The 13,547-nt window shown below is 65.2% G+C and carries 12 protein-coding genes; 3 read left to right on the top strand and 9 right to left on the bottom strand.

Annotated features, from left to right (window positions below):
- The first annotated feature begins 7 nt into the window (after positions 1 to 7).
- On the top strand, positions 8 to 319 hold the full coding sequence (yhbY, locus tag ACIGKL_RS08955; RefSeq protein ID WP_031303274.1) for a ribosome assembly RNA-binding protein YhbY: 312 nt from the start codon (positions 8 to 10) through the stop codon (positions 317 to 319).
- A 9-nt stretch (positions 320 to 328) separates the two neighbouring features.
- Here the strand turns inward: yhbY and ACIGKL_RS08960 are convergent, their stop codons facing one another.
- The 8 genes from ACIGKL_RS08960 to grpE all read right to left on the bottom strand — a co-directional run bounded on the left by ACIGKL_RS08960 (position 329) and on the right by grpE (position 10,537).
- The gene (locus ACIGKL_RS08960) at positions 329 to 769 is read right to left on the bottom strand and encodes a DUF4149 domain-containing protein (RefSeq protein WP_397486320.1); all 441 of its coding nucleotides are present in this window, start codon (positions 767 to 769) and stop codon (positions 329 to 331) included.
- The gene (greA, locus tag ACIGKL_RS08965; protein ID WP_021444612.1) at positions 747 to 1,223 is read right to left on the bottom strand and encodes a transcription elongation factor GreA; all 477 of its coding nucleotides are present in this window, start codon (positions 1,221 to 1,223) and stop codon (positions 747 to 749) included. Before greA ends, ACIGKL_RS08960 begins: the two co-directional genes overlap by 23 nt.
- Positions 1,220 to 4,441: a carbamoyl-phosphate synthase large subunit gene (carB, locus tag ACIGKL_RS08970; RefSeq protein ID WP_397486321.1), complete on the bottom strand. Its 3,222-nt coding sequence runs from the start codon at positions 4,439 to 4,441 to the stop codon at positions 1,220 to 1,222. The genes greA and carB overlap by 4 nt, the downstream gene beginning before the upstream one ends.
- Positions 4,442 to 4,472: 31 nt before the next feature.
- Positions 4,473 to 5,621 carry a glutamine-hydrolyzing carbamoyl-phosphate synthase small subunit gene (carA, locus tag ACIGKL_RS08975; RefSeq protein WP_397486322.1) on the bottom strand — a complete coding sequence of 383 codons (1,149 nt, stop codon included), beginning with the start codon at positions 5,619 to 5,621 and terminating at the stop codon, positions 4,473 to 4,475.
- Positions 5,622 to 5,812: 191 nt separating this feature from the next.
- On the bottom strand, positions 5,813 to 6,616 hold the full coding sequence (gene dapB, locus ACIGKL_RS08980; protein WP_397486323.1) for a 4-hydroxy-tetrahydrodipicolinate reductase: 804 nt from the start codon (positions 6,614 to 6,616) through the stop codon (positions 5,813 to 5,815).
- Positions 6,617 to 6,693: 77 nt separating this feature from the next.
- Positions 6,694 to 7,821, bottom strand: coding sequence for a molecular chaperone DnaJ (dnaJ, locus tag ACIGKL_RS08985; RefSeq protein WP_397486324.1), 1,128 nt, complete (start codon positions 7,819 to 7,821; stop codon positions 6,694 to 6,696).
- A gap of 134 nt (positions 7,822 to 7,955) precedes the next feature.
- Positions 7,956 to 9,872: a molecular chaperone DnaK gene (gene dnaK, locus ACIGKL_RS08990; RefSeq protein ID WP_397486325.1), complete on the bottom strand. Its 1,917-nt coding sequence runs from the start codon at positions 9,870 to 9,872 to the stop codon at positions 7,956 to 7,958.
- Between the two features lie 98 nt (positions 9,873 to 9,970).
- On the bottom strand, positions 9,971 to 10,537 hold the full coding sequence (grpE, locus tag ACIGKL_RS08995; RefSeq protein ID WP_397486326.1) for a nucleotide exchange factor GrpE: 567 nt from the start codon (positions 10,535 to 10,537) through the stop codon (positions 9,971 to 9,973).
- Positions 10,538 to 10,695: 158 nt separating this feature from the next.
- Between grpE and recN the strand changes: the two genes are divergently transcribed.
- Complete coding sequence (gene recN / locus ACIGKL_RS09000; protein ID WP_397486327.1) at positions 10,696 to 12,372, top strand: DNA repair protein RecN; 1,677 nt, start codon at positions 10,696 to 10,698, stop codon at positions 12,370 to 12,372.
- Positions 12,373 to 12,504: 132 nt separating this feature from the next.
- Here recN and fur read toward each other — a convergent pair whose 3' ends face one another.
- On the bottom strand, positions 12,505 to 12,909 hold the full coding sequence (gene fur, locus ACIGKL_RS09005) for a ferric iron uptake transcriptional regulator (RefSeq protein ID WP_397486849.1): 405 nt from the start codon (positions 12,907 to 12,909) through the stop codon (positions 12,505 to 12,507).
- A gap of 94 nt (positions 12,910 to 13,003) precedes the next feature.
- Between fur and ACIGKL_RS09010 the strand changes: the two genes are divergently transcribed.
- On the top strand, positions 13,004 to 13,522 hold the full coding sequence (locus ACIGKL_RS09010) for an outer membrane protein assembly factor BamE (RefSeq protein ID WP_021444621.1): 519 nt from the start codon (positions 13,004 to 13,006) through the stop codon (positions 13,520 to 13,522).
- Positions 13,523 to 13,547 lie beyond the last annotated feature (25 nt).

Below are 13,547 nucleotides of genomic sequence, written 5' to 3' on the forward strand. Positions count from 1 at the left end.
TCAGATTATGCCGCTCACTCAAGAGCAGAAGAAACAGTTCAAATCTATCGGCCACCACCTGAAACCTGTATTGATCGTGGCCGACAACGGTTTGACCGAAGGCGTGCTGGCCGAACTGGAGCGCGCCCTGAACGATCACGAACTGATCAAGGTGCAGCTGCGCGTCGCCGAGCGCGAAGACCGCCTGGCCGCCATCGAGGCGCTGTGCCAGAGCGGCCGGGCCGAACTGGTGCAGGTGATCGGCAAGATGGCCCTGCTCTATCGCAAGAACCCCAAGCCGAACCGCAACCTGTCCAACGTCATTCGCCACCAGGGCTAAGCCGCGCCATCAAGCCCCGCGCGTTTGCCCCGGCACGGGCTGCAGCACCAGCAGCAGCCCGCAGAATGCCATCACCAGGTAGCTGAAGCGTAGCCACTGCCCGGCCTCCGGCCAGTAGCGCAGCACCACGCCATAACTCAGCGCCATGACCGCCACGGTCAGCAGCAGCTGACCGCGCAAGTCGCGCCAGAGGCTGACCAGCCCCTCGCCGCGCAGCAGCGCCACCACCTGCACGCCGACGCAAACGGCAGTCATCCCCACCAGCAGCGGCACCAGCCGCGTGGCGATCTCCTCGACCAGCAGCGGCGCCAGGCCGAGCTGGCCGATGGCCGGCAGGATGACGAACTGCAGCAACCACAGGCCGCCGACCCACAGCGTCTGGGCCAGCTGCCAGCTGACGGCGCCGGCCCGCGACGGCTGGCTCAGCTTATAGGTGGCGGACTTCGACAATCTCGTACTCGATCAGGCCACTGGGCGTCTGCACCGTCACCACGTCGCCCTCTTCCTTGCCCACCAGGGCGCGGGCGATGGGCGAGCCGACGGAGATCTTGCCCTGCTTGATGTCGGCCTCGTCCTCGCCGACGATCTGGTAGGTCACGCTTTCGTCGGTCTCGACGTTGGCGATTTCCACCGTGGTGCCGAAGATCACCTTGCCGGTGTGGGCGATGCTGGTGACGTCGATGATCACCGCATTCTGCAGGCGGCCTTCGATGTCACGGATACGCGCCTCGACCATGCCCTGCTGCTCGCGCGCGGCATGGTACTCGGCGTTTTCCTTGAGGTCGCCCAGCTCGCGCGCCTCGCCGATGGCCTGGCTGAGCTGCGGACGCAGCACCTTGGTCAGGTGCGCCAGTTCCTCTTCCAGGGCGCGCGCGCCCTGGACGGTCATGGGGTACTTGTTCATGCCTTGATTCCTGCATGCAGATCCTGCAGCCGGCGCACGGTCTTCTCGGAACCGAACTTGAGCGCCTCGCAGACCGCCTGCCCCGCCGCGATGGTGGTGGTGCAGTAGATCTTGTGCTGCAGAGCGTTACGACGGATCGAGTAGGAGTCAGCGATGGACTGACGCCCCTCGGTGGTGTTGATGATCAGGGTGACTTCGTCGTTCTTGATCATGTCGACCACGTGCGGACGACCTTCGGTCACCTTGTTGACCCGACGCACCGGCAGCCCGGCGGCCTCGATCACCTTGGCGGTGCCGGCGGTGGCGACCACCTCGAAGCCCAGCGCCACCAGATCGCGGGCGACCTGCACGGCTTCCGGCTTGTCGTCCTCGCGCACGCTGATAAAGGCGCAGCCGGAGTTCGGCAGGATCTCGCTGGCGCCCAGCTGGGCCTTGGCGAAGGCTTCGCCGAAGCTGTCGCCGACGCCCATCACCTCACCGGTGGATTTCATTTCCGGGCCGAGGATCGGGTCGACGCCGGGGAACTTGGCGAAGGGGAACACCGCTTCCTTGACGCTGAAGAAGGGCGGGATGATTTCCTTGGTGTAGCCGACCTCGGCCAGGCTCTTGCCGGCCATGACCCGGGCGGCCACCTTGGCCAGCGACTCGCCGACGCACTTGGAGACGAACGGCACGGTCCGCGAGGCGCGCGGGTTGACCTCGATGACGTAGATGTCCTCGCCCTGCACGGCCATCTGCACGTTCATCAGGCCGACCACGCCGAGCTCCAGGGCCATCTTCTTGACCTGCTCGCGGATCTCGTCCTGGATATGCGCCGGCAGCGAGTAAGGCGGAAGCGAACAGGCGGAGTCACCGGAGTGCACACCAGCCTGTTCGATATGCTGCATGATCGCGCCGATCACCACGGTCTCGCCGTCGCACACCGCATCCACGTCCACCTCGATGGCGCAGTTGAGGAAGCGATCCAGCAGCACCGGGCTGTCGTTGGAGACTTTCACCGCTTCGCGCATATAGCGCTTGAGTTCTTCTTCCTGGTAGACGATTTCCATCGCCCGGCCGCCCAGTACGTAGGACGGACGCACCACCATCGGGTAACCGATGCCCTTGGACAGGGCCAGGGCCTCGTCTTCGCTGCGCGCGGTGGCGTTGGCCGGCTGGCGCAGGCCCAGGCGCTGGACCATCTGCTGGAAGCGCTCGCGGTCTTCGGCGCGGTCGATGGCCTCGGGGCTGGTGCCGATGATCGGCACGCCGGCCTCTTCCAGGGCGCGGCAGATCTTCAGCGGGGTCTGCCCGCCGTACTGCACGATGACGCCTTTCGGCTGCTCGACGCGGACGATCTCCAGCACGTCCTCCAGGGTCACCGGCTCGAAGTACAGGCGGTCGGAGGTGTCGTAGTCGGTGGACACGGTTTCCGGGTTGCAGTTGACCATGATGGTCTCGTAACCGTCTTCACGCATGGCCAGCGCCGCGTGCACGCAGCAGTAGTCGAACTCGATGCCCTGACCGATGCGGTTGGGGCCGCCACCGAGGATCATGATCTTGTCGCGGGTCGACGGCGCGGCTTCGCACTCTTCCTCGTAGGTCGAGTACATGTAGGCGGTGTCGGTGGCGAACTCGGCGGCGCAGGTGTCCACGCGCTTGTACACCGGCAGCACTTTCAGCTTGTGGCGATGGGCACGCAGGCTCTTCTCGGAGACGCCGAGCAGCTTGGCCAGACGGGCGTCGGAGAAGCCCTTGCGCTTGAGCTTGAACATCAGCTCAAAGTCGATGGCGGACAGGCCGAGGGTCTTGACCTTCTCCTCGTCCTTGACCAGGTCCTCGATCTGCACCAGGAACCATTCGTCGATGCGGGTCAGCTCGAACACCTCGGCGATGGTCTTGCCGGCCCGGAAGGCGTCGGCCACGTACCAGATACGGTCGGCGCTGGGCACGGTCAGCTCGCGGCGCAGGGTGCTCTCGGCTTCCGGATCGTTCAGATCGAGCTTCGGGTCGAAGCCGGCGACGCCCACTTCCAGGCCGCGCAGGGCCTTCTGCACCGATTCCTGGAAGGTACGGCCGATGGCCATGACTTCGCCCACCGACTTCATCTGAGTGGTCAGACGGGCGTCGGCCTTGGGGAATTTCTCGAAGGCGAAGCGCGGCACCTTGGTCACGACGTAGTCGATAGCCGGTTCGAACGACGCCGGGGTGCGCCCGCCGGTGATGTCGTTGGACAGCTCGTCGAGGGTGTAACCGACGGCCAGCTTGGCGGCGATCTTGGCGATCGGGAAGCCGGTGGCCTTGGAGGCCAGCGCCGAGGAGCGCGACACGCGCGGGTTCATCTCGATCACCACCATGCGCCCGGTGTTCGGGCAGATGCCGAACTGCACGTTGGAGCCGCCGGTTTCCACGCCGATCTCGCGCAGCACCGCCAGCGAGGCGTTGCGCATGATCTGGTATTCCTTGTCGGTCAGGGTCTGCGCCGGCGCCACGGTGATCGAGTCGCCGGTGTGCACGCCCATCGGGTCGAAGTTCTCGATGGAGCAGACGATGATGCAGTTGTCCTTCTTGTCGCGGACCACCTCCATCTCGTATTCCTTCCAGCCGATCAGCGATTCGTCGATCAGCAGCTCGTTGGTCGGCGACAGATCCAGACCACGGGCGCAGATTTCCTCGAATTCCTCGCGGTTGTAGGCGATACCGCCGCCGGTGCCGCCCATGGTGAAGCTCGGGCGGATGATGCAGGGGAAGCCCACCATCTCCAGCACGCCGTAGGCTTCTTCCATGCTGTGGGCGATACCCGAGCGCGGGCAGGCCAGGCCGATGTCCTTCATCGCCTTGTCGAAGCGCGAGCGGTCTTCGGCCTTGTCGATGGTGTCGGCGTTGGCACCGATCATCTCGACGCCGAACTTCTCCAGCACGCCGTGGCGCTCCAGGTCCAGGGCGCAGTTCAGCGCGGTCTGGCCGCCCATGGTCGGCAGCAGCGCGTCCGGGCGCTCCTTCTCGATGATCTTGGCCACGGTGGCCCACTTGATCGGCTCGATGTAGGTGGCGTCGGCCATCGACGGGTCGGTCATGATGGTGGCCGGGTTGGAGTTCACCAGGATGACGCGAAAACCTTCTTCCTTCAGCGCCTTGCACGCTTGGGCACCGGAGTAGTCGAACTCGCAGGCCTGGCCGATAACGATGGGGCCGGCGCCGAGGATCAGGATGCTTTTGATATCTGTACGTTTTGGCATGGGGTAACTCTCGAATTCCTGGACTCAGCGATCAGCGACGGGCCGCCATGGCGGAGATGAAGCGGTCGAACAGCGGGGCCACGTCGTGCGGGCCGGGGCTGGCTTCCGGGTGGCCCTGGAAGCTGAACGCCACCTTGTCGGTACGCTCGATGCCCTGCAGGGTGCCGTCGAACAGCGACTTGTGGATCGGCCGCAGGTTGCCCGGCAGGCTGTTCTCGTCCACGGCGAAACCGTGGTTCTGGCTGGTGATCATCACCACGCCGGAATCCAGGTCCTGCACCGGGTGGTTGGCGCCGTGGTGGCCGTGGCCCATCTTCAGGGTCTTGGCGCCGGAGGCCAGGGCCAGCAGCTGGTGGCCGAGGCAGATGCCGAACACCGGAATCTCGGTCTCGAGGATTTCCTTGATCGCGGCGACGGCATAGTCGCACGGCTCGGGGTCGCCGGGGCCGTTGGAGAGGAACACGCCGTCCGGGTTCAGCGCCAGCACTTGACTGGCCGGGGTCTGCGCCGGCACCACGGTCAGGCGGCAGCCGCGGGCGACCAGCATGCGCAGGATGTTCAGCTTGACGCCGTAGTCGTAGGCGACCACGTGATAGGGCAGCTCGGCCGCGGCGATTTCCGGATGGCTGTCGCTGTCCAGGTTCCACACGCTGGAGCGCCACTCGTAGGGCTGCTCGCAGCTGACCACCTTGGCCAGGTCCATGCCCTTGAGGCCGGGGAAGCTGCGCGCCAGTTCCAGCGCCTTCTCCTCGGTGGCGCCTTCGCCCACCAGGATGCAGCCGTTCTGCGAGCCCTTCTCGCGCAGGATGCGGGTCAGGCGGCGGGTGTCGATGCCGGCGATGGCGACGGTGCCGTTTTCCTTGAGGTACTCGTCCAGCGGCTGCTTGTCGCGCCAGTTGCTGGAGATCAGCGGCAGATCGCGGATGATCAGGCCGGCGGCCCAGACGCGGTTGGACTCGGCGTCCTCCGGCGTGGTGCCGGTGTTGCCGATATGCGGGTAGGTCAGGGTGACGATCTGCTGGGCATAGGAAGGATCGGTGAGGATTTCCTGATAGCCGGTCATGGCGGTGTTGAACACCACCTCTCCGATGGTCTGGCCATCGGCCCCGATGGATTCGCCGCGAAAGATGCTGCCGTCAGCGAGGGCCAGAATGGCGGGTTTAGGGGCTGGCTTAGTCAAGAAGACCTCCGTCTCGATCAAGGCTTGAAGCAAACGCAGATTGTAAAAAAGCGGGATGACGTGTGAAGGTCATCCCGCTTTTTTATCAGAGCCATTTCTGCGTAACTTTTAGTGGACACACTAAAGCGGGAAGCTTACAGGAAAACCCTTTTTCGGTCCACCCGATAAGACGCCCCGGTCACACTTTCGCCTCAGCGCAGCCCCAGCACGTCCTGCATGTCGTACAGGGCCGGCGCACGGCCTTGCAGCCACAGCGCCGAACGCACCGCGCCCTTGGCGAAGGTCATGCGACTGGAGGCCTTGTGGGTGATCTCCACCCGCTCGCCGTCGGCGGCGAACAGCACGGTGTGGTCGCCGACCACGTCGCCGGCACGCACGGTGGCGAAGCCGATGGTCTCGCGTGCCCGCGCACCGGTCTGGCCTTCGCGACCGTAGACCGCCACCTTCTGCAGGTCGCGACCGAGGGCATCGGCCACCACTTCGCCCATGCGCAGCGCGGTGCCGGACGGCGCGTCGACCTTGTGCCGGTGGTGGGCCTCGATGATCTCGATATCGACATCATCGCCCAGCACGCGGGCGGCGGTATCCAGCAGCTTCAGGCAGAGGTTGACGCCGACGCTGAAGTTGGCGGCGAAGACGATGGGGATTTGCTTGGCCGCCTCGCTGAGCTGCTGCTTCTCTTCTGGGGTGAAGCCCGTGGTGCCGATGACCATGGCCTTGCCCGCCTGACGGCAGACCGCCAGGTTCTTCAGGGTCACCGACGGGTGAGTGAAGTCGATCAACACATCGAAATCGTCGATCACGGTATTAAGGTCACCCGCCAGGGTCACACCAATCTTGCCCAGCCCCACCAATTCGCCGGCGTCGGCGCCGATCAGGCTGCTGTCGGCGCGGTCGATGGCGGCGGTCAGCTGCGCGCCCTCGGCCTGGCGCACGGCTTCGATCAGGGTCTTGCCCATGCGCCCGGCGGCGCCCATCACTGCGATACGTTGCATAGCATCAGCTCCAAGCTGCGGGCCTCAAGCTGCAAGCCAAGCCTCTTGCGGCTTGTGGCTTGCAGCTTGCGGCTGTTTTATACGTCGCCGAAGAAGCGCTTGACGCCTTCGAACCAGCCACTGGCCTTGGGCGAGTGGGAGTCGTCGCCCTGCAGCGACTTGCGGAACTCGTCGAGCAGCTCGCGCTGGCGCTTGTTCAGGTTGACCGGGGTTTCCACCGCCACCCGGCACATCAGGTCGCCCGCCGCACCGCCGCGCACCGGCGCCACGCCCTTGCCGCGCAGGCGGAACAGCTTGCCGGTCTGGGTACCCTCGGGGATCTTCAGCTTGACCCGGCCGTCCAGGGTCGGCACCTCCAGCTCACCGCCCAATGCCGCGTCGGCGAAGCTGATCGGCACTTCGCAGTACAGGTGCTTGCCGTCGCGCTGGAAGATCGCGTGCTCGCGCACGTTGACCACCACGTAGAGGTCGCCGGCCGGCCCGCCATGGGAACCCGCCTCGCCCTCGCCGGACAGGCGGATGCGGTCACCGGTGTCGACGCCCGGCGGCACCTTGACCGACAGGGTCTTGCTCTCTTCCACCCGACCCTGGCCGTGGCAGCTGCCGCAGGGGTCGCTGATCATCTTGCCGCTGCCGTGGCAGCGCGGACAGGTCTGCTGTACGGAGAAGAAGCCTTGCTGCATGCGCACCTGGCCGATACCGCCGCAGGTGGTACAGGTCACCGGACTGGTGCCCTTCTTCGCGCCCGAGCCATCGCAGGTCTTGCAACCGACCAGGGTCGGCACACGAATGGTCACGGTAGTGCCGCGCACCGCCTCTTCCAGGTCCAGCTCCAGGGTGTAGCGCAGATCCGAGCCGCGCTGGGCACCGCCGCGCGAACCGCCGCGGGCGCCGCCGAAGAAGTCGCTGAACACGTCGCCGAAGATGTCGGAGAAGTTGGCGCCGCCGAAACCGGCACCGCCACCGCCGCCCATCTGCGGGTCGACGCCGGCATGACCGTACTGGTCATAGGCCGAACGCTTGCCGGCGTCGGAGAGCACTTCGTAGGCCTCGTTGGCCTCCTTGAATTTCTCCTCGGCGCCCTTGTCGTCCGGGTTGCGGTCCGGGTGGAACTTCATCGCCAGGCGCCGATAGGCCTTCTTCAGCTCGGCCTCGCTGGCGCCGCGCTCCACACCCAGGACTTCGTAATAGTCTCGTTTTGCCATAGTCGTGCTGCACTCTCAGATTCGTGAGCTCCAGATACGCCGACGCGGGAGAGGGCTCCCGCGCGGCGAATCCTGCCCGTCGCCAGGCGACGGTGGAGCGAAAGCAGGGGCGGTTCGCGTGCGAACCGCGACCCTTACTTGTTCTCCTTGACCTCTTCGAACTCGGCGTCGACCACGTCGTCGGCGGCGCCTTTGGCATCGCCTTCACCCGGCTGGGCGGCGCCGGCCTGCGGCTGCTCGGCGTACATCTTCTGCGCCAGCGGCGTGGTGGCCTCGGACAGGGCGTTCATCTTGGCTTCGATGGCGGCCTTGTCGTCGCCCTTGAGCGCGGCTTCCAGATCGCCGATGGCCTTCTCGATGGCGGCCTTCTCATCGGCACTGGCCTTGTCGCCGGCCTCGCTGAGCATCTTGCGGGTGGCGTGCACCAGTTGGTCGCCCTGGTTGCGCGCGGTGGCCAGCTCCTCGAACTTGCGGTCTTCCTCGGCGTTGGCCTCGGCGTCGCGGATCATCTGCTCGATCTCGTCCTCGGACAGGCCGGAGTTGGCCTTGATCACGATGGACTGCTGCTTGCCGGTGGCCTTGTCCTTGGCGGACACGTGGAGGATGCCGTTGGCGTCGATGTCGAAGGTCACCTCGATCTGCGGCACGCCGCGCGGCGCCGGCGGAATCTCGGCCAGGTCGAACTTGCCCAGCGACTTGTTCTGGCCAGCCTGCTTGCGCTCGCCCTGCAGCACGTGGATGGTCACGGCGCTCTGGTTGTCGTCGGCGGTGGAGAACACCTGCGACTTCTTGGTCGGGATGGTGGTGTTCTTCTCGATCAGCGCGGTCATCACCCCGCCCATGGTCTCGATACCCAGGGTCAACGGGCTGACGTCGAGCAGCAGCACGTCCTTGACGTCGCCGGCCAGTACCGCGCCCTGAATGGCGGCGCCCATGGCCACGGCTTCGTCCGGGTTGACGTCCTTGCGCGCTTCCTTGCCGAAGAACTCGGCGACGGTCTTCTGCACCAGCGGCATGCGGGTCTGACCGCCGACCAGGATCACGTCGTCGATCTTGGCCACGTCGATGCCGGCGTCCTTCAGCGCGATGCGGCACGGCTCGATGGTGCGCTGCACCAGGTCCTCGACCAGCGACTCCAGCTTGGCGCGGGAGATCTTCACGTTGAGGTGCTTGGGCCCTGTGGCATCGGCGGTGATATACGGCAGGTTGACGTCGGTCGACTGACTGGAGGACAGCTCGATCTTGGCCTTCTCCGCGGCTTCCTTCAGGCGCTGCATGGCCAGCGGGTCGCCCTTGAGGTTCATGCCGGTTTCTTTCTTGAACTCGTCGACCAGGTAGTCGATCAGGCGGATGTCGAAGTCCTCGCCACCGAGGAAGGTGTCGCCGTTGGTGGCCAGCACCTCGAACTGGTGCTCGCCGTCGACTTCGGCGATCTCGATCACCGACACGTCGAAGGTGCCGCCGCCCAGGTCGTAGACGATCACGGTGTGGTCGCCCTTGGCCTTGTCCATGCCGTAGGCCAGCGCCGCCGCGGTCGGCTCGTTGATGATGCGCTTGACGTCGAGACCGGCGATGCGGCCGGCATCCTTGGTGGCCTGGCGCTGGCTGTCGTTGAAATACGCGGGAACCGTGATGACGGCCTCGGTGACCGGCTCGCCCAGGTAGTCCTCGGCGGTCTTCTTCATCTTCTTCAGCACTTCGGCGCTGATCTGCGGCGGCGCCATCTTCTGGCCGTTGACCTCGACCCAGGCGTCGTTGTTGTCGGCCTTGACGATCTTGTACGGCACCATCTGGATGTCTTTCTGCACCACTTCTTCGTCGAAGCGACGGCCGATCAGACGCTTCACCGCGTACAGGGTGTTGTGCGGGTTGGTCACCGCCTGGCGCTTGGCCGACTGGCCGACGAGGATCTCGCCATCGTTGGCGTAGGCGATGATCGACGGCGTGGTGCGCGCGCCTTCGGCGTTCTCGATCACCTTGACGTTGCCGTTTTCCAGAATGGAGACGCAGGAGTTAGTGGTCCCCAGGTCGATACCGATGATTTTGCCCATGAATGTTCTCCCGAAACTTTGATTACCCGTCGCCTCGTTGGCTGGGCGGCGGTAGCACTAAAACGCTTGACTGAAAAATGGGGTCGCCCGCAGAAATTTCAAGCCTGCTCGTCGATGGACGGCGGCGGCGTCTGCGGCGCCTTGCTGACCACGACCATCGCCGGACGCAGCAGGCGACCGTTGAGCAGATAACCCTTCTGGAACACCTTGAGCACCGAGTTGGGCTCGGCGTGGATGCTCTCCTCCATGGCCATGGCCTGGTGGTGTTCCGGGTTGAACGGCGCACCGTGCGGGTCTACGGCCTCCAGCTGGTAGCGCGCCAGGGTGTCGTGGAACAGCTTGAGGGTCAGCTGCATGCCTTCGCGCACCGCCTTGATCGCCTCGTCGTCCGGGCTGGACAGCTCCAGGCCGCGCTCCAGGCTATCGACCACCGGCAGCAGGTCGTTGGCGAATTTTTCCAGGGCGAACTTGTGCGCCTTCTCCACATCCTGCTCGGCGCGGCGGCGCACGTTCTGCAGGTCGGCAGCCATGCGCAGCGACTGATCCTGCGCAGCGGCCAGTTGCTCTTCCAGCGTTTGCACGCGAGCAGCCAGGTCGTCGCCCGCAGCCGCATCTACCGCTTGCGCCTCGGGGTTCTGCGTATCCAGGGTCTGTTCGTCAGCCATGCCTCTCTCCTCTCGAATAAACCGGCGCGAACTCGACTCGCGCACCTGCCCGCCTATATGGAGCCAAATCCCCAACTTTCAAGGGGCGATAGCGAGGATTGCCAGGAAAAGAAAAAACACTGTATAAATAACCAGACTTTACTTCGGGAGCGTTCGCCATGCTGGTGCACCTGTCCATTCACAACTACGCCATCGTCGACCACCTCGACCTCGAACTGGACCGCGGCATGAGCGCCATCAGCGGCGAGACCGGCGCCGGCAAGTCGATCATGCTCGACGCCCTCGGCCTGTGCCTGGGCGACCGCGCCGACAGCGGCGTGGTGCGCCCCGGCGCGGACAAGGCCGACATCCTCGCCAGCTTCGACCTGACGGACATTGCCGAAGCCCGCGCCTGGCTCGCCGAACGCGACCTGGACCACGACGGCCCGTGCATCCTGCGCCGGGTGATCACCGCCGAGGGCCGCTCGCGTGGCTATATCAACGGCTCACCCTGTCCGCAGGGCGACCTCAAGGCCCTCGGCGAGCTGCTGATCGATATCCACAGCCAGCACGAGCACCAGTCGCTGCTGAAGACCGACACCCATCGCCGCCTGCTCGACGAATACGCCGCCAGCCAGGAGCTGGCGCGCCAGGTGCAACTGGCCGCGCAGCGCTGGAAGCAGACGCGCAACGAGCTGCAGCGCGTTTCCAGCCAGGGCGACGAGCAACGCGCGCGCCATCAATTGCTCAGCTACCAGCTGGAAGAACTGGACAACCTGGCCCTGGGCGAGCACGAACTGGAACAGCTGGAACAGGAGCACAAGGCCCTGAGCAATGCCGAAGCCCTGCTCGGCGCCTGCCGCCAGGTGCTCGAGCTGTGCAGCGAGAGCGATGCCGGCAACGTGCTGTCGGCGCTGACCGCCAGCCTCAATCGTCTCGGCGGCTTCGCCGGCCAGGGCGGCGCCCTCGGCGAAGCCAGCAACCTGCTGGCCAGCGCGCAGATCCAGGTGGAAGAAGCCGTCGGCGAGCTGAACCGCTTCCTCGATCACTTCGACGCCGACCCCGAGCGCCAGCAGTATCTCGAGGAGCGCCTGGACAGCATCTATACCCTGGCGCGCAAGCACCGCATCCAACCCACCGAACTGGCCAGCCTGCAACAGCAGCTGTTCGAGGAGCTGGAAGGGCTGAATGCCGACGACCAAGCCGGCGAGCGCCTGGCCGAGGAACTGGCCGCCTACGCCCGCCACTACCGGGAAAAGGCCGAAGAACTCAGCAAACTGCGCGCCCAGGCCGCCGCACGCCTGAGCGCCGCGGTGGAGCAGGAGATGCAGGCGCTGGGCATGCCCGGCGGGCGTTTCAGCATCCAGCTGCAACTGCTGGACAGCGACGAGCCGCAGGCCGGCGGCCTGGAAAACGTGGAGTTCCTGGTCAGCGCCAATCCCGGCCAGCCGCTGCGTGCGTTGGCCAAGGTGGCCTCGGGCGGCGAACTGTCGCGCATCAGCCTGGCGATCCAGGTGATCACCGCGCAGACCTCGCGCGTGCCGACCCTGGTGTTCGACGAAGTGGACGTCGGCATCGGCGGCCCCACCGCCGAAGTGGTCGGCCAGTTGCTGCGCCGCCTCGGCGAACGCGGCCAGGTGCTGTGCGTCACCCACCTGCCGCAGGTGGCCGCGCAGGGCCATCAGCACCTGTTCGTGCACAAGCGCCGCGACGAGGACGCCACTGCCACGGCGGTGAGCAAGCTGGACAACGACGGCCGTATCGAGGAAATCGCGCGCATGCTCGGCGGCGTCGATCTGACCAAGGAATCCCTGGCCCACGCGCGCAAGATGGTGAGCAAGGCGCAGGCTGCCTAGGCCCACGAAATCGTAGCCCGGATGAAATCCGGGGATGCCGGACAGCGTTTTCCCGGATTGCATCCGGGCTACGATAAAACGCAAAACTAAAAAGGCGACCCGAGGGTCGCCTTTCTTATCGCAGCAGAAGCATCAGCTCTTCTTGCGCACGTACAGCACCAGATTGTGATCCACCAGCTCGAAACCGTGCTCCTTGACGATCTCCTTCTGGCGCTTCTCGATCTCTGGATCGAAGAACTCGATCACCTCGCCGGAATCCACGCAGACCATATGGTCGTGGTGGCCGCTGTCGGCCAACTCGAACACCGCGTGACCGCCGTCAAAGTTGTGGCGCACCACCAGGCCGGCCGCCTCGAACTGGGTCAGCACGCGGTACACGGTGGCCAGGCCGACGTCTTCGCCGGCTTCCATCAGCGCCTTGTAGACGTCTTCCGCACTCATGTGACGGTGCTCGGCGTTGTCCAGCATCTGCAGGATTTTCACCCGCGGCAGAGTCACTTTCAGTCCAGCTTTGCGCAGTTCGCTATTTTCAACCATGGTCTGCTTTCTCATGGATGCTGCTTCGCAGCACCCTTCAATACGGGTATGATCCGGGGTTCAAGTTGCCCAAGATAGTGGAAGTCACCCTCCGATGCAAAAAACCAAGCTCTTGCTGACCAGCCTGTCGCTGACCGGGCTCTTCGCACTCGCCGGTTGTTCATTCCCCGGGGTTTACAAGATCGACATCCAACAGGGCAATGTCGTGACACAGGACATGATAGACCAGCTGCGCCCGGGAATGACCCGACGCCAAGTGCGGTTTATCATGGGCAACCCGCTGATCACCGACACCTTCCACGCCGACCGCTGGGACTATCTCTACAGCATCCAGCCGGGTGGCACTCAGCGCCTGCAGGAGCGCGTCAGCCTGGTGTTCGACGGCAACGATCAACTGGTCGGCCTGGCCGGCGACTTCATGCCCGGCGTCAGCCGCGACCAGGCGATTCTCGGCGAGGACAGCGGCGTGACCACCCCGCAAGCCCAGCCGCAGCAACAGGATGACACCCCGCCCGCACCGGGCTCGCTGCTGGAACAGATCCAGCGCGAGGTGGATCAGGTGGAGACCGTGCCGGTACCGGTACCGGAGCCGCTGGATACCGACCCGCAGTAACACCCAGACATGAAAAAGCTCGGAG

This window comes from Pseudomonas sp. NPDC077186 (assembly GCF_044543505.1).
Classification (GTDB): Bacteria; Pseudomonadota; Gammaproteobacteria; order Pseudomonadales; family Pseudomonadaceae; genus Aquipseudomonas.